The sequence below is a fragment of the Actinoplanes sp. NPDC026670 genome, from assembly GCF_040638175.1.
Lineage (GTDB): Bacteria > Actinomycetota > Actinomycetes > Mycobacteriales > Micromonosporaceae > Actinoplanes.
The window spans coordinates 61,132-83,455 of sequence record NZ_JBEZXU010000020.1 but is presented as its reverse complement, the minus strand read 5'-3'; the positions used below and the strand labels follow the sequence as shown (position 1 = coordinate 83,455).

Here is a 22,324-nt window from a genome sequence, read left to right as displayed (position 1 = left end):
GACCCTACCGTCCGGAGATCACATCACGTCCAGCCGGACCGACTCGTATCCACGCAGCACGAACCCCGGGTTACGGACCGGTTCCGCGGCCAGTTCCAGCCGCGGCGCGTGATCGAGCAGGGCGGTCAGGGCGGCCTGCATCTCGATCCGGGCGAGCGGGGCGCCCAGGCAGAAGTGCAGTCCCGCCCCGAAACTCATGTGCGTGTTCGGCACCCGGCCGGCGTCGAACCGGTCCGGGTCGGCGAACACCGCCGGATCCCGGTTCGCGGCCCCCAGCAGCGCCGCCACCTCGGCCCCCTGCGGAACCGTCACCCCGCCGATCGCCACATCGGCCGCGGCCGTCCGCACGAACAGCTGCGACGGCGAGTCGTACCGCAGCATCTCCTCCACCGCGGTCGGCACCAGCTCGCGGTCGGCCCGCAGCCGCGCCAGCTCCCCGGGATGATCGAGCAGCGCCACCATCCCGTTGCCGAGCCCGTTGACCGACGCCTCGTGCCCGGCGTTGAGCAGCAGGATCGCCGACGCCACGAGCTCCTCCGCGGACAGCCGGTCCGAGCCGTCCCGCACCGACACCAGATGGCTGATCAGATCGTCCCCGGGGGCGGCCGCCTTACGCTCGGCCAGCTCCCGCATGTAGTCGGCGAACTCCCGGCACGCCTCCAGCGCGGCCGCCTCCACCTCGGGGGTGCGGCCCACCTCGTACATCCGGACCATCGCCGCCGACCAGGGCCGCAGCCGGTCCCGCTCCTCCGCCGGAACGCCCAGCAACTCGGCGATCACCGTCACCGCCAGCGGCTCGGCGAGATCGGTCAGCAGATCGAAATCGGACCCGGCCGCCTCGACGAGCGCGGCCGCCTCCGCCACGACGGTGGCCCGCAGCCGCTCGATGTGCCCACGCGCGAACGCCTTGGCCACCAGCGCCCGCAACCGGGTGTGCACCGGCGGCTCGTTCTCCATCATCTGATGCCGGTGCAGCAGATTGAACGGCTCGAAGACCGCGGCCGGCTCCTCGTCCCGCCAGAACCGCCCGAGCCGCCGATCCCGCAGAACAGCGTCGACAGCCGCGTGGCTCACCGCCAGCCAGCGCCCGCTGGGCTCATGAAAACCCAGGTCGGCCTGCTCCCGCAGCCGCGCCAGAGCGGGATACGGATCCCGGACGAACGACGGGTCGGAAAACTCAAGGTCCACCCGGCGCAGACTATCCCTTTTCGGTACGCGCCAGCCCGCCCCGCCAGAACCAGACAGTTCCGTGAGCACACCGCGGCGCAGTCCCGGCGCAGGCCCGCCAGCGCGCCCGCCGGGCTGTCCTGCCCACTCACCGCCCTACCCCGTCCACACCCGCAATCAACCGAGCACATGCCCCTGACCTGCCCAAACGCAGTGCCGCGCGGTCGAGGTCTCGCACCGGTGCGCAACGCCGTCCCGCGTGGGCATCTGTGGCCCGAATCGAGCCGTATGTCACCACGCGGTTCTCCTCGCCCTTACGGATCTTGCACGGTTCTCCGGGCTCCTGGCGATCTTGCACGGTTTTGCATTTTCTGGGGTGAATTGTCGTGCAAGAACCACTTGGCGACGCGGATCTTGCAGTGCTTTGCATGCTCCGATGTGGAGAAACCTGCAAGATCCGCCCGAGGGTGCATATTCGTGCAAGATCTGGACGATGGCCGCTGTGGCGCGATCCGAACCATGGACTGGACGATGGCCGCTGTGGCGCGATCCGAACCACGGACTGGCGGGTTTGTACTGGTGAGGGCTATGAGACCGGGACGGGTTCTGCCGGGATGGTGGTGACCGGGCCGGCGAGGGCCTGGCGGTAGTGGCCGATCAGCTCGTCACCGATCGCCGCCCAGCTGCGGTCCTGCACCGCCGCCCGCCCGGCCGCGCCCATCGTGTGCCGCAGGCCGGGATCGGCGGCGAGCCGGGTGACCGCCGCGGTGAACCCCTCGGCGCGATGTGGTGGCACGAGGAAACCGGTGTGGCCGTGTTCGACCAGGTCGAGCGGACCGCCGGCGGCCGGTGCGACGACCGGCAGGCCGCTGGCCATCGCCTCCTGGACGGCCTGGCCGAACGTCTCGTACGGGCCGGTGTGAGTGAACACGTCGAGGCTGGCGTAGATCCGGCCGAGCTGGGCGCCGTGCCGGGCGCCGAGGAACACCGCGTCCGGAAGCGCCCGCCGCAGCTGGGGCGCGGCCGGGCCGTCACCCACCACCACGAGCCGCACCCCGGGCAGCCGTGAGACGTCGGCGAGCAGCCCGATCTCCTTCTCCGCGGCGAGGCGGCCGACGAATCCGGCCAGGATCTCGCCGTTCGGGGCGAGCGCCCGGCGGAGCCCGGAACTGCGATGCCCGGGGTGGAAGCGTCCGATGTCGACGCCGCGCCGCCACAGGTGCACCCGCCGCACACCGTTCGCCGCCAGGGCGGCCACCGATTCGGACGACGGCGCGAGGGTACGCCCGGACGCGTTGTGGACGGTGCGGATCCACCGCCACGCCATCCGTTCGGTGAGCCGCACCCGGTAGACGCGGGCGTAGGACGCGACGTCGGTCTGGTAGACGGCGACCGACGGCACCCCGAGGGCACGCGCGCTGGCCTGTGCCCACGCGCCGAGCACGAACGGGCTGGCCAGGTGCACGACATCCGGCGCGTGCCGGCGCAGGGCGGCGTGCAGGGCGGGGGCGGGCAGCCCGAGCCGTAGCTGTGGATAGCCGGGCATCGGCAGCGACGCCACCCGTGTCACCGGGTACGGCAGCCCGGTCACCGGCGCCCGTGATCCGGGTGGCGGCAGGGGCGCCACGACGAGCGGTTCGTGACCGGTGCGGGTGAGGTGGTCGGCCATCCGCGCCACTGAGTTGGCGACGCCGTTGACATCGGGAAGGAACGATTCGGTGACGAGCGCGATGCGCATGGGACCAGGGGAACCGGAATCACGATCCGGCAGGAGACCACCCTGTGACACCCGGCCGAACGATCAGCGGATTCTCAGCATCGGCCGAGGCGAGGCGAGGCGGGATGAGGCGGGGCGGGGCGGGGCGGGGTGAGGCGGGGCGGGGTGAGGCGGGGCGAGGCGAGGCGAGGTGGAGGGAAGCCGGGGTGAGGTGAGGTGAGGCGGAGGGGAGGCGAGGCGGAGGGGAGGCGAGGTGGAAGGAAGGCGGGGTGAGGTGAGGCGGGGCGAGGCGGAGGGGAGGCGGAGGCGTCAGCGCATGCGGAGGGTCACCGTGAGCAGGATGGCCGAGGTGATCTGGGCGCCGCCCAGCACCAGCGCCAGCAGGGCCGGCGACTGCTCGTAAAGAGCGCCCGCCAAGCCCCCGCCCACAAGCGCGGCCACACCCTGAACCGCGGCGAAGACGCCGTAGGCGGTGGCCCGCCGGGGTGCCGCGACCAGGTCGGCGACCAGCGCCTTGACCGTGGAGTCCTGTACCCCGACAGCAGCGCCCCAGAGCAGCGTGCCGGCGACGATGGCCGCAGTGCTGCCGGACAGCGCGAGCGCGGGAGTGGCGGCGGCCAGGACGGGCAGGGCGTACAGCACCCGGGCGCCCCACCTGTCGTACAGATGCCCGCTGACGAGAGCGGCGAGCGCCCCGGCAGCCATCGCACCGGCGTAGAGGACCGGCACCAGGGCGACCGGAAGCCGTCCGGTGAGGCTGGCGTGGTAGGAGATGAGCCCGAAAGTGACCAGCCCACCGGTGGCCGCCGCGGCCGACGCGGCGAACCAGTGGAACCGCCGCGGCAGCCGCCCGCCGTCGACGGCGCCGGATGCGGCCTTGGGAACGGGCGCCGGGAAGCGCCGGCTGATCCAGACCAGCAGCACCATGGCCGCCGCCCCGGGAACGGCGAGCGCCGCCAACGCCGGCCAGATCACCCCAGCCGAGGCTGTGACCAGCGCAGCGACCAGCAGTGGCCCGGCGAACGCGCCCACCTGATCGAGTGCCTTGTGGACGGCGAACCCGCGCCCCCGCCCGACCGCTCCGGCGGCTTCGGCGAGCAGCGCCGACTTGGCGGGGGAGCGGATCGCCTTGCCGATCCGCTCGGCGACGATCAGCGCGGCGGCGACGGCGAGTCCGGCACCGCCGAGGGCCGGCGCGAGAGCCAGCAGCGGTACGCACACCGCGGTCAGCCCGTAGCCGGCGATGGTGAGCGCCCAGTAACGGGCGGTGCGGTCGGCGAGCGGCCCGGACACGAGGCGGAACAGGAGTGCGGCAGCTTCGCCGGCGCCGGTGACGAGGCCGACCACGAGCGCGGAGGCGCCCAGTGCGGCGAGCAGCGGCCCGGTGATCGACCGGGCGCCCTCGTAGACCATGTCGGCGGCCAGACTGACCAGCCCGAATCCGAGGATGGCCCGCCACGGAGTGAGGGGCCGCGCGTTGGTCAGAGCAGAGGACACGGTCGTAACCATACGGACCGTGCACCGGAGTGGATCAATTCCGGCCAATGTTTGGTGGACCGGGGGAGACCAGCGCATGTTTGGTGTCCCCCCGAATCAGGAAGACCATCGCCGTGCATCCTCAGCCCCCGCGCCGCACCACCCACGCCTACGGAACGCCGAAGAATCTGCTCGTCTACGACCGCTGGGGCCGGTACGGCCGGCCGGTGGTGCTGTTGCACGGCCTCTTCTATGACCGGACCACCTGGTGGCCGGTCGCGGCCGAGCTCGGTGACACGTGCAGTGTGATCGCCGTCGACCTGCCCGGGCACGGGCACTCGGCGGCCCGCAACGAGAACGATGTGGCGGGCCTCGCCCGTGACCTGTCGGTGCTGGTCAACGGCTTGGACCTGCATCGCGCGCCGGTGCTGGTCGGCCAGGGCGAGGGCGCGCTGCTGGCCGAGGCGTTCGCCGACTCGTATGCGACCCGGGCGGTGCTGACCTTCGACGAGCCGGCCGCCGAGCCACCCGACTGCCCGGAGCGGCACCGGGCGGCCACCGACCTGGCCGGGGTTCCGGCGCCGTACCGGCAGTTCGCTCAGGCACGCTGGGACAGAAGCCTGCTCCGCTCGTACAAATGCTGGTTTGCCGATCGCAAGCAGACGATGAGCCGGAAGCGGCCCTGTTTTCCGCACCTGCGCGCCCCGGCGCGGTTCGCCGCGACCCTGAAAGATCTGATCTGACCGGAGAGCGGCCGCTCTGGAAGGGCGGCCGCTCCCGGTTCAGAGTCAGTCAGCCGTGCCGATGCCGGCGATGCCGATGCGTCGGCGGCGTCAGAGCGGCGGCGCTGATCACCAAGCAGACGATCAGAAGCGTGCCTACCAGGATGTCGACGAACATGGCGGTACCTCCCTCGGAACCGCTGGTCGGCTGCGGTGACAGCCGAGCTTCAACGGTCCACCCGTGGCTCCGGCCCGTCAACCGGAATGCCGGAAATACCAAGGTTGGCCTGGCTCATCGGGCGGCTCGTGCTTAAGCTGGCCGCGAGGGGAGTACCTCCGCGAGAGCGTGGCGGTCACCACGGGCATCCATATGCCCTCGTGCGTTCGCCCGCCGATGGCGGGTGAGGGAGACCTCGGACGATGACTCGTGTCCGAGGGGGCTCCGTGTTCCATTTACCGACCATCGCTTCTCCACAGCTCTGGGCGATCTCCATCGCCGTGCTGCTGGCCCTGCTGGCCGTCGATTTCGTGATCACCCGCCGCCCGCACGAGGTGGCGATGCGCGAGGCGGTCGGCTGGTCGCTGTTCTACCTGGCGCTTCCGGGCGCGTTCGGGGTTCTGATCTGGCAGCTGTACGGCCGTCGCCCGGCCGTGGAGTTCTACACCGGATACGTGGTGGAGAAGTCGCTGTCGGTCGACAACCTGTTCGTGTTCATGCTGCTGCTCGCGGCCTTCGCGGTGCCGCCGCAACTGGCCCAGCGGGTGCTGCTCTACGGCATCGCCGGCGCTCTGGTGCTGCGCGGGATCTTCATCGCCGCCGGCGCGGTCGTGATGCAGAGCGGCACGTGGGCGTTCCTGCTGTTCGGCGGGATTCTGCTGCTGACCGCGGCGAAGGTGCTGCGGGAGGCGATGCGCCACGAGGACTACCAGGTCGACATCGATTCGATGCGCAGTGTCCGGTTCATGCGCCGGCTGATGCCGGTGACCGGTGACTACCGGGGCGGGAAGCTGACGGTCCGGGAGGGCGGCCGTCGGGCGCTGACCCCGCTGGCGCTGGTCGTGGTCGCGGTGTTCATGACCGACGTGGTGTTCGCGGTCGACTCGGTGCCGGCTGTCTACGGGGTGACCGAGGACCCGTACCTGGTGTTCGCCACGAACGCGTTCGCGCTGCTCGGGCTCCGGGCGCTGTACTTCGTGCTGCACAACGTCCTGGACCGGCTGCGGCACCTGAACTACGGCCTCGCGATCATTCTGGCGTTCATCGGGGTGAAGCTGGTGCTGCACTGGGCGCACGGCCTCTGGGACGGCGTGCCCGACATCCCGATCGACGCGTCGCTGGCCGTCATCGCCGGCACCCTGGCGGTGGTGACCGCGACCAGCCTCTACGCCGACCGCAAGGAGCGCGCCTCCGCCCCCTCCTAGCGCCGAGCCGGGCCTACTCTGGCCGCCTGACCACCGATTTCGGTGTCCAGGCGACCAGGATCGGCCGAGGAGGTGGTGAGCGGAGCGCGGCGGATCTGGTCGGCGGCGTCCCGGGCCATCATGATCAGCGGCCGGGCGGCGGTGAAGGTGACCACCGCCGCGTCCAGGTCACCGGCCCGGGCAGCGGTCTCGATCCGGCCGCATGCGGTGGTCGCCGGCCCGGCTCCCAGGTTCGCCAGCACCCCCATCAGCTGGTGCGCCTCGATACGGAGCTGGTTCGCGTCGTCGAAGGCGAGGGCCTGCTGCATCCGGTCCAGGTGTTCCGGGATCTTCGCCGACAGCGACGCGAGCAGGCCGGCGAGCGCTCCTGCGGTGGCCGCCGGGTCGGGGCCGCGCAACTGGTCCAGCCGCCGTTCGATCTCGGCGACCATCGCCGGCAGATCGGCGGCGGGTTCGGCGCTGATCCAGTGCTCCAGCACCCGGGACACGTCGGCGGGGATGAGCGGCTTGGCGATGTGCTCGTCCATGCCGGCGGCCAGGCAGCGGGCCCGGTCCTCGGCGAGTGCGCCGGCGGTCAGCGCGATGATCGGCACGTGCCGGTCGGGCGGTTCCCGGCGGCGGATCTCGGCGGTCGCCGCGTAGCCGTCCATCTCCGGCATCAGGCAGTCCATGAAGATCGCCTGGTACTCCCGGCGGGCGGCCAGATCGACCGCCTCCCGGCCGTTGACCGCCACGTCGGCGCTGTAGCCGAGGTTGGCCAGGATGCCGAGCGCGACCGTCCGGTTGATCTCGTTGTCCTCGACCACCAGCAGATGCCCGCGACCGGGCTGTGCCTCGGTGGTGGCGCTGACCGTCCGGTCGCCGGCCCGGTCGCCGATCACCCCGACCAGGGCGTCGTAGAGCTGCGACTGGCGTAGCGGCTTGGCGAAGGCGGCCGCCACCCAGGCCGAGTCGGGCTCGTCCGGCAGGTGCTGGGCGTCCTCGGCGAGCAGGATCGTCCGGGGCGGCGGGCAGTCCGGCGGGGTGATCGCCGCGGTGTCCTCGGGCGACGTGTGCATGTCGACGATGAGCAGGTCGATCGGCCGTCCGGCAGCGGCCGCGTCGCGCATCACGGCGATCGCCTCGACCGTGTCGGCGACCCCGATCGCGTCCATCGACCAGGCGGCCAGCTGTTCGGCGAGGACCGTACGATCCCCGGCGTCCCGGTCCACCACGAGCACCCGCAGCCCGTCCAGGGCGTGCCGTTCGACGAGGTCCAGGTGCTCCTGTGCGGTGCGCAGCGTGACCGTGAACCAGAACGTGCTGCCCCGCCCCGGTTCGCTCGCCATCCCGATCCGGCCGCCCATCAGCTCGACCAGGTCCCGGCTGATCGCCAGGCCGAGCCCGGTGCCGCCGAACCGCCTGGTGGTGCCCGCGTCGGCCTGGGTGAACGCCTCGAACAGCTCGCCCTGCCGGTGTTCGTCGATGCCGATGCCGGTGTCGTGCACCTCGAACCGGATCGGCACCGCCTCCGGGCCGCAGTTCTGCGTGGTGTCCAGGCGCGCGGCGACCGTGATCGTCCCGTGTGGGGTGAACTTGACCGCGTTGCCGGCCAGGTTGAGCAGCACCTGCCGCAGTTTGGCCGGGTCGCCGCAGACCGTGGCAGGCAGTCGCTCGTCGCAGATCGCGGTGATCGAGACCCCGTCGTGCGTGTCCGGCGGGGCGACCAGCGACACCACGTCGTCGAGCAGTTTGCCGATCCGGAAGTTCGCCTCCTCCAGCAGCACCTTGCCGGCTTCCAGTTTGGAGAAGTCGAGGATGTCGTTGATCACCGAGAGCAGCGCCGAGCCGGCCGAGCTGATCCCCTCGGCGTAGCGGCGCTGGCGTTCGTCGAGTGTGGTGCCGAGCAGCAGCCCGGTCAGCCCGATCACCCCGTTCATCGGGGTCCGGATCTCGTGGCTCATCGACGCGAGGAACTGCGACTTCAGCCGGGCCGTCTCGACCGCCTGGTCCCGGGCCTGGCCGAGGGCCTGCTCGGTCTGGCGGCGGGCGGTGATGTCGCGGACGAACCCGTGGAAGTGCGCGCCGTTGTTGTGCCTGATGCGCCACATGGTCAGCTCGACCGGGATCTCGTGGCCGTCCCGGTGCGCCGCGGTCATCTCGGTGGGCCGGTCCAGCAGCCACTCCCACCGGCCGGCGAGCAGCCGGTCCAGCGCCGGGTGGTAGCGGGCGGGCAGGATGGTGCCGGTCACGTCGCGGCCCAGGATCTCCGGGCGCCGCCAGCCGAAGACGTGCTCGGACTGCCGGTTCCACTCGGTGATCACGCCCTCGCCGTCCATCGTGAAGAACGGGTCGCTGGCCGCCTGCATGATCATTTCGAGCTGTTCGCGCTCCCCCCGGCGGCGCTGGTCGGCCTGGACCCGGGCGGTGATGTCGTGTGCGACGGTGGCGGTGCCGATCACCTCGTGGTCGGGGTCGCGCATCGGGGCCATGCTGAGCGACACCTCGATGACCGTCCCGTCCTTGCGGCGGCGGCGGGTCTCGTACCTGGTGAGCGCCTGGCCGCGGCGGACCCGGGCGAGCAGTTCGCGCTCCTCGCCGAGCCGGTCCTCGGGCAGCAGCCGGCACACGTCGCTGCCGACCATCTCCTCGGCGGTGTATCCGTAGAGCCGTTCGGCCCCGGGGTTCCAGCTCTTGATGGTGCCGTCCGGGGTCTTGCTGACGATCGCGTCCTGGGAGGCCTCGACGATGGCGGCGAGCCGGGCGTTCTCCAGGGCTTCGGTGCGCCAGCCCGCCTCGGCCCAGGCCGCCGCCTTCCGGGAGCGGTGGGCCAGCAGCACCGCGGTGACGCCGGCGGCCACTCCGGCCAGCAGAGAGACGGCCCTACGCAACACTGCGGCCTCCGAGGATCCGAATCCGATTCAGCATCAACGTACATGCGACCTTCTTCTGCTTTAGCCTTATTACGGACATAGCACCCACCGACTCGCCGCAAGGGAGCCGACGTGGCGACAGTGATGGTCGTCGACGATGTGGCCGCCAACCGGGAGATCGTGCGCATGCTGCTCGGTTTCCGCGGTCACGACGTCATCGAGGCGCACGACGGGGCCGACGCGCTCCGGCTCGCCCACGCCCACCACCCGGACGTGGTGGTCTCGGACGTCCTGATGCCCGGCATCGACGGCCTCGAACTGGTCCACCGGCTCCGCGCCGACCCGGACCGGGAGGCCGCCCAGGCGCCGGTGATCTTCTACACCGCCAACTACCTGGAGCCGGAGACCCGGCCGATCGCCGAGGCCTGCGGGGTCAGCCAGGTGGTGCTGCGCTCCCAGGACCCGGACGCGCTGCTCGACGCGATCGACATGGCGCTCGCCGCCGGCCCGGTCGACGTCAGCGTGACCACCGACGAGGTCTTCGCCCAGGCCCACCTCCAGACGGTCAACGCCAAGCTGATCGAGAAGGTCCGGGCGCTGCACGACACCGAACGGCTCTTCGAGGCGATGGCCGTCGCGTCCCCGGTCGGGATCGGGATCATCAACCGGCGGGGCAGCGCCGACTACCTGAACCCGCGGCTCGCCGAGATCCTCCAGCTGCCGATGGACCACCTCGCCGATTCGCCCGCCTGGCTGTCCCGCCTCGGTCTCGCCGGCCCCGACGAGACAGCCGTCCGCCGGCTCCTGCGCGGCGACGGCGCCGGCGAGGAGTTGCGCTACAACCACCGGATCACCTGGCGCGACGGCACCGTCCGCACGCTGCGGATCCACCTGCGGCAGACGCACGACGAGGACGAGGGGCTGACCGGCGGCGTGCTGATGGTCGACGACGTCACCGACGTCACCCTGGCCGAGGAACGGCTGCGCGAGGAGAGCCAGCGCCGTCAGGACGAGGCCCGGCACCGGGACGCCGAGCGCCTGGACAGCCTGCGCCGGATGGCCGGTGGCACCGCCCACGACTTCAACAACATCCTGGGCGCGATCCTCGGCTACACCAACCTGGCCATCGAGACGATCAGCGACGGCCGCGACGACGGCAGCATCCCGGCCGAGACCGTCGAGTCGCTGCTCGGCGACCTGGCCCAGGTGGTCAAGGGCGGCGAGCGGGCCAAGGCGCTGACCCAGCACATGCTGGCGTTCGGCCGTCGCGAGGTGAACAAACCGGCCGCGGTCAAGGTCAACGCCCTGCTCGAGGAGTACCAGGAGGCGCTGCGCGCGGCCGCCGGCCCGGAGTGCGAGGTGCGCTTCGTGCTGCGCGCCGACCTGCCCGAGATCAAGGCCGACCCGGTGCAGCTGGCCCGGGCGCTGGACAACCTGGTCCGCAACAGCGGCGAGGCGATGCCGGACGGCGGCACGGTCACCGTCACCACGGCGACCGAGGGCGCGAACGTCACCGTCGAAGTACGCGACACCGGCCCCGGCATGGCCCCGGACGTGCTGGAACGCGCCTGCGAGCCGTTCTTCAGCACCAAGTCGACGACCGGCACGGTCGGGCTCGGCCTGTCCACCGTGCACGGCATCGTCAGCCAGGCCGGCGGCCAGCTCCTGCTGCGCTCCGGCCCGGGCGGGGGCGCGTCGGTGACCATCTCGCTGCCCGCGGTGGCCGGAACCGTCCCGGCGCCGCCGCCCCCGCCACCGCCCGCGCCGCGGGAACCCGGCGGAGGGGAGACCCTGCTGCTGGTCGACGACGAGGACGCGGTGCTCCAGGTGACCGCCCGGATGCTCGGCGGCGCCGGGTACCGGGTGCTGACCGCCCCGGACGCGGCCGAGGCGCTGCGCCTGCTGGAGCGGCACGGCGGGGAGATCGCCGCCCTGGTCACCGATGTGGTGATGCCCGGGATGGACGGCCGTCAACTGGCCCGGATCGCCTCCGGCCGGCGGCCCGACCTCTGCGTGGTCTTCGTCTCCGGGTACGCCGAGTCGCTCTTCGACGAGAAGGGCAACAACCTCGAACCGGGATCCACCATCCTGGCCAAACCGTTCGACCGGGAGAGGCTGGTGAGCACCGTACGAACGGCCCTTTCCCTGGCCCAGCGCAGCTGACCGCCTGTCGGTCAGCCGTCCGCTATCGATTAGGATTCCTGGCTCACCGCCCCCGACCCCCGAGGAGGCACGGTGGCCACCGCCAGTGACCGGCAGCCCGTCGACGGTCAGCCGACCGTCCGGCTGCCCCAGCAGGCCACGCCCACGCACGACGACCTGGAGATCGCGCCCGTCCCACCGGCGCCGCGCCGTGGCCGCCGCCTGCTGGTCGCCGGCCTCACCGCCGTGGCGGTCGCCGCCGCGGCCGGTGGCGCCGCCCGCTGGGCGCTGATCGGAGACGTGCCGCGCGGCGTGACGGTGCTCGGCCTCGACCTCGGCGGGCTGGCCCGGGCCGAGGCGGCCGCCGCCCTGCGCGCCCATCTGGCCGGCGACCCGCGAGCCACCGCAGCGGTCCGGGTCCAGGTCGAGGGCAAGGGCGCCGCCCTCAGCCCGGCAGACATCGGCCTGGTCGTCGACGTGGACGCGACTGTCGACGCCGCCGCACAGGGCCGCCCGGCACTGTTCCGGGACCGGGCCGTCGCGCCGGTGATCGCCGTCGACGCCGACCTGCTCGACGCGGCGCTGCGAAAGGCGGTCGGCACCGTCGGCGCCGCCATGCGGCCGCCCGCGGTCACCTTCACCGGTCTCACCCCGAAAGCCGTGCACCCGCGGCCGGGCCGGGGCCTCGACCCGCAACGGTCGGCCGAGGCGGTCAAGGCCGGCTGGCTGTCCGGCGAGCCGGTCGCCGTCCCGCTCGTCGACCTGCACCCGGCCACCACCGCCGAGCAGGTGGACCAGCTGGTCGAGACGGTCGCCCGGCCGGCCGTCGCCGCGCCGGTCACGGTCACCTCCGAGCGGGGCGTCCTCACCATCCCGCCCGCCGCGATGGCGAAGAGCCTGGTGCTGACCGCGGACCGGACCGGGCTGATCGAACCCCGGATCGACCCGAAGAGACTGCGCGCCGCGGTCGCCCCGGCCCTCGCGAAGATCGAGGTGCCGGCCGAGGACGCGAAGTTCGCCTTCGCCGGCGGCAAGCCACGGATCGTCACCGGCGCCCCCGGGCAGGGCCTCGACCTGACCGCGCTCGCGCCCCAGCTGCTCACCGCGGCGACCAGCGCGGACGCCCGTACCGTGAAAGCCACCCTGACCACCGCCGAACCCGCCACCTCGGTCGCCGACCTGGAGAAGCTGGGCGTCTCGGAGAAGGTCTCTACCTTCACCACCAAGTTCACCGGCGGGCTGTCGTCGTCGCGCAGCCAGAACATCGTGACCGCCGCCAAGCAGGTCCGCGGCGCCCTGGTGCTGCCCGGCAAGACGTTCTCGCTGAACAAGCACACCGGCGAGCGCGGTTACGCGCAGGGCTACAAGGACGCGCCGGTGATCGTCGGCGGGCACCTGCAACCGGGCGTCGGCGGCGGCGTCTCGCAGTTCACCACGACGCTCTTCAACGCCAGCTACTACGCGGGGCTGCAGGACGTCGAGCACAAGCCGCACTCGTACTACTTCGACAGGTACCCGGCGGTCATCGAGTCCACGATCTTCTGGCCCGACCTGGACTTCAAGTTCAAGAACGACAGCCCGTACGGCGTGCTCATCGACACCGCCTGGACCAGCGACTCGATCACCGTGTCGATGTGGAGCACCAAGGTGTGGGACAAGGTGACCACGGAGTGGAGCGCCCGGCGCAACATCACCTCCCCGCCGACGATCACCAAACCGGACGGCCCGGACTGCATCTCCACGAGCGGCCTGATCGGGTTCACCCAGGACGCGTGGCGGCTGTTCCACAAGGACGGCAAGGTCGCCAAGCGGGAGAAGTTCACCTGGAAGTACGACCCCGAGCCGCGCTTCATCTGTGGCGGCCCGGCCACCGACTGAGGTCGCCGAACTCCGGTCCGGTGGGGAGAGCGGCCGCAACAACAATCCAGTAGCGCCTGTCCGGCAACCGTTCCGCAATCCGGGCGGGCGACGGTGGTTCGATGGGCTCTCCGACGGATCGGAATCGCGGCTGGTACTGGCTGCTGCTCGCCGGTGCGCCGCCGGTGGTCGCGGCGCCGCTGCTGGGTGACGTGGCCCGCCAGGCGGCGTACGTCCTGGTGGCGGTGACCGCGCTGGTCGCCGTCCGGAACGGGGTCCGCCGGCACCACCTGGCCCGCCGCCGCGCGTGGTGGCCGCTGGCCGCCGCGATGCTCTGCTGCGGGATCGCGAACGCGATCTGGGGCGCCGGGATGGCGCTGGGACATCCGGCGCCCACCGGGATGAGTCTCGTCGATGTCGTCTACCTGCTCATGTACCCGTTGCTCGCGGCCGGTCTGCTGAACCTGGCGCAGGGCCGGGGCGGCTCGCCGTGGGCCGGGATGACCGAGGCCGGGATCATGCTGTGCACCGGCACATCGCTGGCCTGGATTCTGCTCTACGACCCGTTCGTGATGGACCCGGGTCAGTGGCCGGGGCCGGCCTGTGCGCTGGCGTACCCGGCCCTCGACCTGCTGGTGCTCGCCGCCGCCACCCGGATGATCGTCGTGCACGGGCGGCTGACCTGGCCGGACCGGCTGCTGCTGGCCGCGGCGTGTGTGCTGACCGCCGCCGACGTGCTCTACTTCCTCGCCGCCGCGGCCGGTGGCGGATGGTCCGGGCCGGGTTGGAGCGCGGCCGGCTGGGTGCTCGCGTTCCTGCTGATCGGGGCTGCGGCGCGGCATCCGGAGGCGGGCGAGCCGGTCGACCCGGAGACCGTTCCGGCCCGCGGCCGGACCCGGATGGCGCTGGTCGGCAACATCGTGCTGGTGATGGTCGGCCCGGCCGCCACCGGCTATCTGCTGGTCACCGAGAACCACCGGAAGGACCTGGTGGTCCCGGTGGTCGCGACCGCGCTGACCGCGCTGCTGCTGGTGCTGCGGCTCACCCACACCACGGTCCTCGCCGGCCAGCGGGCCGCGAGCCTCCGGGACGCCCTCGCCGAGCAGGCCGAGCTCCAGCGCACCCTGACCCACCAGGCCCGGCACGACGCGCTGACCGGCCTGCCCAACCGCACCCAGTTGGAGGAACTGCTCGCCGGCCAGGCCGAGGGCGCCCTGCTCCTGGTCGACCTCGACGGGTTCAAGGAGGTCAACGAACGGTTCGGCCACCCGACCGGCGACGACCTGCTGACCTCGGTGGCCGGTCGGCTGTCCGGCCTGATCGGCGACGGCGACACGGTGGCCCGGCTCGGCGGTGACGAGTTCGCGCTGCTGCTGCCGGGCGCCGGACCGGCCGAGGCGGCCGCCCGTGGGGACGCCGTGCTGGCCGCGCTGCGTGAGCCGGTTCCGGCCGGCGGCCAGCCACTGCACGTCACGGCGAGCGCCGGCATCCGCGTCTTCTGCGCCACGGCCGACCCGGTGCAGGTGCTCAGCGACGCCGACCTGGCGCTCTACGCGGCCAAGGCGGCCGGCAAGGACCAGGCGTCGGTCTTCGACGTGGCGATGCGCCAGGAGCAGGCCGACCGGATCCGCCTGCTGGAACGCCTGCGTGCGGCGGTCGACGCCGACGAGTTCGCGGTCCACTACCAGCCGATCGTGACGCTCGGCGACGCCCACCCGGTCGCCGTGGAGGCGCTGGTCCGCTGGCTGCCGCCGGGCCGGGCGCCGATCGGGCCGGACCTGTTCATCCCGGCCGCCGAGGACAGCGGCCTGATCGTCGCGCTCGGCGAATGGGTGCTGCGCCGGGCCTGCGCCGACGCCGCCGCCTGGCATCGCCGCTGGGGCACCACGGTCACCGTGAACGTCTCCCCGCGCCAGCTCGCCGACCCGCATTTCACCGTGAAGGCGCTGGCCGCGCTGCGGGCGAGCGGCCTGCCGGCCGCCGCCCTGACCCTGGAGATCACCGAGGGCGTCCTGGTCCGTTCCGGCGCGCACGCGGCGCAGGCGTTGCTGCACCTCTCGGCATTGCGAGCCGAGGGGGTACGGGTGGCGATCGACGACTTCGGCACCGGCTACTCGTCGCTCGCGTACCTGCGGGACCTCCCGATCGACGTGCTGAAGATCGACCGCTCGTTCATGCCCGCCGACGACACCGACGTGCAGCAGTCCGTGCTGGTCCGGGCGATCGTCGACCTGGCCACCGGGCTGGGCCTGACCACGGTCGCCGAGGGGGTGGAGACCGGCGCCCAGGCCGCGTTGCTGCATGACCTGGGCTGCCACCGGGCCCAGGGCTACCACTTCGCCCGTCCGGTCCCGGCCGGCGCCGCCACCGAACTGCTGGCCCTGGCGGGGAACGTTCAGATCGACCAGATAACTGCCGATCAGCACAGTGACGCCGGACGCGGAATGAGTGTCAAGTGACGGAAACAGGGCTGACCGGCCCCGAATTGACCGGCCCCGAACTGACCGGCCTCGAACTGGTCGACGAGCTCGGCCGTGGCGCGTTCACCATGGTCCACCGGGCCCGGCGGGGCGACCGCTGGTACGCGGTGAAACGCCCGCTCGCCGACGCGGGCGCCTACCCGGAGATCCGGACCGATTTCAGCCGCGAAGCCGCCCTGCTGGCCTGCATCGACGACCCGGGTGTGGTCCGGGTGCACGCGGTCGGCGACCTCGACGGCGTACCGGCCATGGTGCTCGACCACCTGACCGGCGGCTCCCTGGCCGACCAGCTCGGCGGCACGCTCAGCGAGGAATGGGTGGTCACCATGGCCGCCCGGCTGGCCCGCGGCCTGGCCGCCGCACACCGCCTCGGCCTGGTGCACCGGGACATCAAACCCGGCAACATCATGGTCGGCCCGGACCAGCCGGCCACCCTGATCGACTTCGGCCTGGCCCAGATCGGCGCCGAACGCGGCGACACCGACGAGGCGGTCGGCACCTTCCTCTACAGTTCGCCCGAGCAGTCCGGGATGCTGAAACGCCCGGTCGACGGGCGTTCCGACCTGTACTCGCTGGGCGTGGTGCTGTTCGAGTGCCTGGCCGGGCGGCTGCCGTTCGAAGCCGACGACGTCGGTGAGCTGCTGCGCCTGCACCTGGCCGCACCGGTCCCCGACCTGGCCGGACTGCGCCCCGGCATCGACCCGGCCCTGCACGCCGTGGTGACCCGGCTGCTCGCCAAGGACCCCGACGACCGCTACCCGGACGCCGCCACCCTCCTGGCCGACCTGCGCGGCTGCCCGGGCGGCGCCGCCGCCGAACAGGCCGCCGTCACGAGCTGGCCGATGCGTGGCCGGGCCGAGGAAGCCGGCCGGCTCAGCCGCCGCTGGGAACGCGTCCGCGCCGGCCAGGGCGGGCTCGCCGTCATCCGGGGCGCAGCCGGCGCCGGCCGGACCCGGCTCGCCCAGGAGCTTGCGGCCGAGGTCGCCGCGGCCGGGCTCCCGGTGTTCTGGGCGACCTGCCGTCCCGACGAGGCGTCCCCGCTCGCCGCCGCCCGCGAGGCGGTCACCTCCTGGCAGGCCTGGGTCCGCCGGCTGTCGCCGGAACAGCGGGCCACCGCCGACACCCAGATCGCCGAGGCTTCCGCGGCCGCCGGAGCGGGTCTGCTCGCCCGGCTCTTCGGCGACCTCGTGCCGGCGATCTCCGGGGAGCCCGCGCCCGGCGGTGACGAGCACGTGCTCGGTGCCGGGGTGGTCTTCCTCGGCGAGTTGGCCACCCGGGCCGGTGGGCTGTTGCTCGTCGTCGACGACGCCCAGCACCTCGACTCCGGCACCCGCCAGCTGATCGAGAAACTCGCCGCCGAACTGGCCGGCCTGCCGGTCCTGGTGCTGTTCACCGCCCCGGACGGAGCCGACGACCCGGCCGCCGGGCTGGAGAGCGCCGGCACCCTGGAAGTGTCCTGCGCCCTGCTGCCCGCCCCGGCCGTCGCCGACGTGATCGCGTCCCGGCTGCCCGGTGCCGAGGTCGGGGTCGACCTGGTCCGGCACGTCACCGCGCGTACCGACGGCACCCCGCTCGCGGTCGTCAGCTACCTGCTGCGCCTGCTCGACGCCGGCCTGCTCAGCCCGATCTGGGGCGGCTGGCGGCTGGACATCCCCGGCGCCGACGCGCTGCCCCCGGCGGCCGACGTCCGTGACCTGATCGCGGCCCGGCTCACCGGCCTGTCCGGCGACACCCTGGAGTGCCTGACCGTGGCCGCGGCGGCCGGCACCCGGTTCCGGCCGGAGCTCCTCTTCCAGATCGGCGAGACCGACCGGGTGCTCGCCGCGCTCGCGGCCGCCGCCGACCGGCACGTCCTCGAACCACGGCCGGGCGGCTGGTACGCCTTCGTCCACCCGCAACTGCGTGACGTCCTGCTGGACCGGGTCGGCGAGTCCGACCTGCGGCAGCTCAACGCCGACCTGGCGGCCGCCCTGGAACGGCTGCCCGAGGACCTGCGCGACGAGGGGCACGCGTACGCCGTGGCCCGCCACCACCGCCGGGCCGGTGACGCCGCCAGCCCCGAGGACCGCCGCCGCAGCGCCGCCACGGCCGGTCGCCGTGCGCTCGCCGACCAGGCCCCGGCCGAGGCCATCGACTACCTGACCGACGCCGTCGACGGGGATCCGGCCCCGGACAGCCGGCTGCTGCACGTGCTGGCCCAGGCCTACCTGGCGGCCGGGCGGCTCGACGACTGCGACGCCGTCCTCGACCGGGCGCTCGCCGTGGAACCCGATCGGCTCCAGCGGGCCCGGCTCCTGACCACCCGGATCGAGTTGCACCACACCGTCTGGGATGACGGGAAGGCACTGGAGACGGCCCGGACCGCGCTCGCCGAACTGCGGCGGCCACTGCCCGGGGCCGGGCTGCTCGCCCTGGTGCAGACACTCTTCATCGCGTTCGCCGGTGGGCTCGTACGGCGTACCGGAATAGGTTTTGGAACCGCCCGGGGCCGCGACCGGGAGACTCAGGCCGCGCTCGCCGCCGTCCTCGATGCCGGTGGCTATGCCGCCGGTCTCGGCATCCGCCTGCGCGAGGCCGGCACCTTCGGGATGCGGGCCATGTACGCGGTGAACCGGCTCGGCCCGTGCCCCGAGTACGTCCGCGTGTACGCCCTGCTCGGCTACGTGACCGCGGTGATCAGGCTGCGCGGCACCAGCGAACGTTGCCTGAAACGCGCGGCCGAGGTGGCCGCCGGGCTCGGTGACCCGGGCCTGGTCGCCTACGTCGAGTGGATGAGCGGCTGCGCGCAGCTGTTCAGCGGTGTCGACGACGGCAGCGCCTGGGAGCGGACGATCACCCGGAACTCCCGCTGGTACGTGCCCGCCCAGCTGATCCCCGGGTACGCCACCCTGGGCCTGCGCTTCCTGCTGCGCGGTTATGTCGACGAGGCGGCCCGCGAGTACGAGCGAGGCGTACAGCGGCTCGGCGACCAGGACTTCGCGCTCGGCACCTCGCTCGGCATGCTCAGTGTGATGGTCCCGGCCGGGCAGAGCCGTTTCGGTGACGCCGCGGCCGCCCTGAAACACCTGCGGAAGGTGTTCCCGCCCGGCGCCGGCACCCGGGTGCAGCGGGCCAACATGCTCACCGCGGCCGCCTGCACCCTGATCGAGCAGGGTGACGTGGGACCGCAGCTGGAGGAGATCTTCACCGAGTTCCACGCGCTCGGCCTGCGCCACAGCGAGCTGATGCCACAGCACCGGTGGATCTACGTCTACATGGCGCACTCCCGGCTGATCCAGTTCCGGTTCGCCTCCGACGCCGACCGTCCGGTCAAGCTGGCCGAGGCGGCCCGGGCGGTCAAGGAGCTCGGCAAGGTCGGCGGCACCCCGCTGCTGCGCTGCGTCCACCTCACCACGAAGGCGTCGCTGCACCTGGCGTCGGCCGAGCCGCAGAAGTGCCTCAAGGTCGCCGACGAGGCCGAACGGAAGCTGCGCAAGGTCGACGCGCCGTTCATCCAGTACGAGGTGTTCCGCATCCGGGCCCGGGCCATGCGTGCCCTGGGGCTGGCCAACGAGGCCGACCGGCAGGCGCGGTTCGCGCTCGGGATGGCCATCTTCCACGGCTGGGAGCAGCGGCGCCGGCAGACCCGTACCGAATTCGGGGTCGACGAGGGCGCCGGCACGCATCGCCGGACCGTCGCCGAACGCCGGCCGGCCTCCGGCCGCAACCGCCACCTGGACGCGTTGCAGCAGGTCGGCTCGGCCGCGGCCACCATCCTCGACCCGCAGCAGCTGGCCAGTGTCGCCCTCGACGAGATGCTGCGCATCCTCGGCGCCGAACGGGCCATCTTCTTCCTGCTCGACGACAACGGCGAACCGGTCCGCTACGCCGGCCGGGACGCCTCCGGTGACCTCCCGGAGACCGGCGAGTTCGGCAGCAGCCTGGTCCGGCGGGTCGCCGAGAGCGGCGAGCCGTTGGTCATCACCGGCACCGAACAGGGCGCCGCCCTCGGTTCCCGCAGCACCGTCGTGCACGGCCTGCGCAGCATCCTGATCGCTCCGGTCCAGTTCAAGGGCCGGATGGTGGCGGTCGTCTACCTGGACAGCCGGCTCGCCCGCGGCATCTTCACCGACGAGGACGTCGCCGTGCTCACCGCGGTCAGCAGCCACGTCGCCGTCTCCCTGGAGACGGCCCGGGCCGCGCAGCTGCACTCGGCCGTCCAGGCCGCCCGCCAGCAGCAGGCGTTCGCCGAGATGCTGCGGGCCAGCCACGCCGAACTCACCGCCATCCTCGAACCCGACAAACTGCTGCGCCAGCTCTGCGGCACGCTCCAGACCGCCCTCGGCGGCACCGCGGCGTGCCTGATCGGCCGGGACGGCGAGGTGCTGGCCGTCGACGGCGCCGCGTCACCGGAGACCATCGCGACACCCGTGCTGCTCACCGCGGGCGAGGCCGTCGAGCTTCTCGATCCGGCAGAGACCGCGGGGGTACGGGAGAGGCTGCTCGCCGGCGCACCGACCGCCCTCGTCGTCCCGTTGACCGGACGTGACGGCCCGGTCGGGATGGTCCTGGTCGGCGGTTCCGGACTCGACGACACCAGCCGTCAGGTGGCGGCCGCGCTGGCCGCCCAGGGCATGGCCGCCTACGAGAACGCGCGCCTGTTCAGCCGGGTCCAGGAACTGGCCACCACCGACGAGCTGACCGGGCAGCACAACCGGCGGCACTTCTACGCCATCGCCGGGGCCCTGGTGCAGGCGGCCGCGCGCAACGGACGCCAGCTCGCGGCGGTCATGCTGGACATCGACAAGTTCAAGAACATCAACGACACGTACGGGCACGGGGTGGGCGACGAGGTCATCCGTACCGTGGCCGCCCGGATCCGCAGCCGCCTGCGGCACTCCGACGTGCTCGGCCGGTACGGCGGCGAGGAGTTCGCCGCGGTCCTGCCCGACCACGAAGGACACGCCGCCGACCTGGCCGAACGGATCCGCCTGGCCGTCTCGTGCGAGCCGGTGCCCACCCAGGCCGGGCCGATCACCGTCACCATCAGTGTCGGGCTGACCAGCCTGTCCGACGACGACGGCACCCTCGACGAACTGCTCGCCCGCGCCGATCATGCCCTTTACCGGGCAAAAGAGGCAGGACGCAACAGGGTGATGATCGACTGACGGGCTTGATCCCAGGATTTACGCTCTGCGGTCATGTACATGCTTTCAGTGGGAGCGACCGGGGAGGAACGCGCGAAAGCCGTCCTCTCCGGTCTGTTCGCCGGATTGATCGGGCTCGCAGTCGCGGTCTTCGGGTTCTCCTTCGCCTACGCCTTCTACCCGCGCGACTACTTCCCGCGCAGCCTCTTCCAGGAGGACCCCGCTGAATTCGACCCCTCCGGCTACGGCGTCCCCGGCTTCGGGTCGTCGGTCTCCTACTCGTCCGAGCTCTTCGGCATCGAAGGAACCGGTTCCGCCTCCACCGATCTGCTCTTCGCCGGCGTCGGCCTGGTCTTCTTCACCATCGGCATGCTGTGGGCGACGTCGTTCCTGCTGCTGATCGTGCGGACGTTCCGGGCCGCGGCCTGGCTCGACGGCACCCGCGCCCATGTCCGGGGCACGTTCCGCACCCGCAGCATCGACCTGGCCACCGCCTACGTCTCCAAGGGCGCCGTCACCTCCCGGATCGGCCACCGGCTCATCTCCACCCCCGTCCTGGAGGCCCGCGACCCGGCCACCGGCAACCGGCTCACCATCCGCCTCGAAGGCCTCGGCTCCGGCGGCCTGCCCCCGAACGAACTGCGCGCCCTCGCCGACGCGATGTCCACCGGCCGGGGCGATTCAGCCGACGACCGGGACGTGCTGGCCGTCGCCGAGAACCTGCGCGCCGGCCGGCCGTAACAGCGCCCAGACCACCTTCCCGTCGGTCGTCGGAGCGGCGCCCCACCCGGTCGCTGCCGCCTGCACCACCCGCAGCCCACAACCGCGTTCGTCGAGTGGCCGCCCCCGCTTCGGCGGAGCCGGCCGCCGCAGCCGCGGAAGCCGCCGGTCACCGTCACCCACCGCGAGACAGAGCCCGTCGCCACGGCGGGTGAGGGTCACCCGCACTTCGGTGCCGGCATGCTCGACGGCGTTCCGCACCAGCTCGGACAGGACCCGCCGGGCCGGATGCAGAAGCCCCGGCAGCCGCCAGGCCAGACAGGCGTCAGCGACGAGGGCCCCGGCCAGGCTCGCCGCTTCCGGTTCCGGAGCCAGCACGACCGTAAGCGTCTCCATGCCCGAACGCTAAGCCTCCCCAGCGCCGCGACGATTACCCCCACTAATCACCCGCCCCGCCCAGCCGCGCCCTTGGTGTGTGCCGAGGTGTGGCGCGTTTCGGGCCGTGGGTCGGCACGTTGTGGGTGGTGCGTTGATGTGTGCCGAGGCGCGGCGCGTTTCGGGCCGTGGGTCGGCACGTTGTGGGTGGTGCGTTGATGTGTGCCGAGGCGCGGCGCGTTTCGGGCCGTGGGTCGGCACGTTGTGG

At 72.6% G+C, this 22,324-nt stretch carries 12 protein-coding genes; 7 read left to right on the top strand and 5 right to left on the bottom strand.

All coding sequences use genetic code 11. The features are described from left to right. Nucleotides 1-18 precede the first annotated feature (18 nt). The 3 genes from AB0E94_RS21110 to AB0E94_RS21100 form a co-directional block, all read right to left on the bottom strand. A complete protein-coding gene (locus AB0E94_RS21110) occupies nucleotides 19-1,188 on the bottom strand; it encodes a cytochrome P450 (protein ID WP_360328564.1) in 1,170 nt (389 codons plus the stop codon). Nucleotides 1,189-1,753: 565 nt separating this feature from the next. After that, entirely contained in the window at nucleotides 1,754-2,905 is a 1,152-nt protein-coding gene (locus AB0E94_RS21105; RefSeq protein ID WP_360328563.1) for a glycosyltransferase family 1 protein, read from the bottom strand. A gap of 288 nt (nucleotides 2,906-3,193) precedes the next feature. Then, entirely contained in the window at nucleotides 3,194-4,393 is a 1,200-nt protein-coding gene (locus tag AB0E94_RS21100; RefSeq protein WP_360328561.1) for an MFS transporter, read from the bottom strand. 101 nt (nucleotides 4,394-4,494) lie between these two features. Here AB0E94_RS21100 and AB0E94_RS21095 point away from each other — a divergent pair, with 101 nt between their 5' ends. Next, entirely contained in the window at nucleotides 4,495-5,103 is a 609-nt protein-coding gene (locus AB0E94_RS21095) for an alpha/beta fold hydrolase (RefSeq protein WP_360328560.1), read from the top strand. A 423-nt stretch (nucleotides 5,104-5,526) separates the two neighbouring features. After that, nucleotides 5,527-6,504 carry a TerC/Alx family metal homeostasis membrane protein gene (locus AB0E94_RS21090; RefSeq protein ID WP_360328558.1) on the top strand — a complete coding sequence of 326 codons (978 nt, stop codon included), beginning with the start codon at nucleotides 5,527-5,529 and terminating at the stop codon, nucleotides 6,502-6,504. On the opposite strand, the gene AB0E94_RS21085 is transcribed toward AB0E94_RS21090, so the two are convergent. After that, the gene (locus AB0E94_RS21085) at nucleotides 6,501-9,377 is read right to left on the bottom strand and encodes a PAS domain S-box protein (RefSeq protein ID WP_360328556.1); all 2,877 of its coding nucleotides are present in this window, start codon (nucleotides 9,375-9,377) and stop codon (nucleotides 6,501-6,503) included. The genes AB0E94_RS21090 and AB0E94_RS21085 overlap by 4 nt on opposite strands. A gap of 111 nt (nucleotides 9,378-9,488) precedes the next feature. Between AB0E94_RS21085 and AB0E94_RS21080 the strand changes: the two genes are divergently transcribed. From AB0E94_RS21080 to AB0E94_RS21060, 5 genes are all read left to right on the top strand, one after another. Further along, entirely contained in the window at nucleotides 9,489-11,519 is a 2,031-nt protein-coding gene (locus tag AB0E94_RS21080) for a response regulator (protein WP_360328554.1), read from the top strand. Between the two features lie 72 nt (nucleotides 11,520-11,591). Next, nucleotides 11,592-13,376 carry a VanW family protein gene (locus AB0E94_RS21075; protein ID WP_360328552.1) on the top strand — a complete coding sequence of 595 codons (1,785 nt, stop codon included), beginning with the start codon at nucleotides 11,592-11,594 and terminating at the stop codon, nucleotides 13,374-13,376. A 101-nt stretch (nucleotides 13,377-13,477) separates the two neighbouring features. Next, on the top strand, nucleotides 13,478-15,814 hold the full coding sequence (locus AB0E94_RS21070; RefSeq protein ID WP_360328551.1) for a bifunctional diguanylate cyclase/phosphodiesterase: 2,337 nt from the start codon (nucleotides 13,478-13,480) through the stop codon (nucleotides 15,812-15,814). Beyond that, nucleotides 15,811-20,982 carry a diguanylate cyclase gene (locus AB0E94_RS21065; protein WP_360328549.1) on the top strand — a complete coding sequence of 1,724 codons (5,172 nt, stop codon included), beginning with the start codon at nucleotides 15,811-15,813 and terminating at the stop codon, nucleotides 20,980-20,982. Before AB0E94_RS21070 ends, AB0E94_RS21065 begins: the two co-directional genes overlap by 4 nt. A gap of 33 nt (nucleotides 20,983-21,015) precedes the next feature. Next, nucleotides 21,016-21,702 carry a hypothetical protein gene (locus AB0E94_RS21060; protein WP_360328547.1) on the top strand — a complete coding sequence of 229 codons (687 nt, stop codon included), beginning with the start codon at nucleotides 21,016-21,018 and terminating at the stop codon, nucleotides 21,700-21,702. Here AB0E94_RS21060 and AB0E94_RS21055 read toward each other — a convergent pair. Beyond that, the gene (locus AB0E94_RS21055; protein WP_360328545.1) at nucleotides 21,643-22,077 is read right to left on the bottom strand and encodes an ATP-binding protein; all 435 of its coding nucleotides are present in this window, start codon (nucleotides 22,075-22,077) and stop codon (nucleotides 21,643-21,645) included. The two genes, AB0E94_RS21060 and AB0E94_RS21055, sit on opposite strands and share 60 nt — an antisense overlap. Nucleotides 22,078-22,324 lie beyond the last annotated feature (247 nt).

Bases quoted from the DNA above. Each gene is read 5' to 3' on its own strand.
- AB0E94_RS21105 (WP_360328563.1), bottom strand. From the start codon at position 2,905: ATGCGCATCGCGCTCGTCACCGAATCGTTCCTTCCCGATGTCAACGGC.
- AB0E94_RS21100 (WP_360328561.1), bottom strand. From the start codon at position 4,393: ATGGTTACGACCGTGTCCTCTGCTCTGACCAACGCGCGGCCCCTCACT.
- AB0E94_RS21070 (WP_360328551.1), top strand. From the start codon at position 13,478: ATGGGCTCTCCGACGGATCGGAATCGCGGCTGGTACTGGCTGCTGCTC.
- AB0E94_RS21060 (WP_360328547.1), top strand. From the start codon at position 21,016: ATGTACATGCTTTCAGTGGGAGCGACCGGGGAGGAACGCGCGAAAGCC.
- AB0E94_RS21055 (WP_360328545.1), bottom strand. From the start codon at position 22,077: ATGGAGACGCTTACGGTCGTGCTGGCTCCGGAACCGGAAGCGGCGAGC.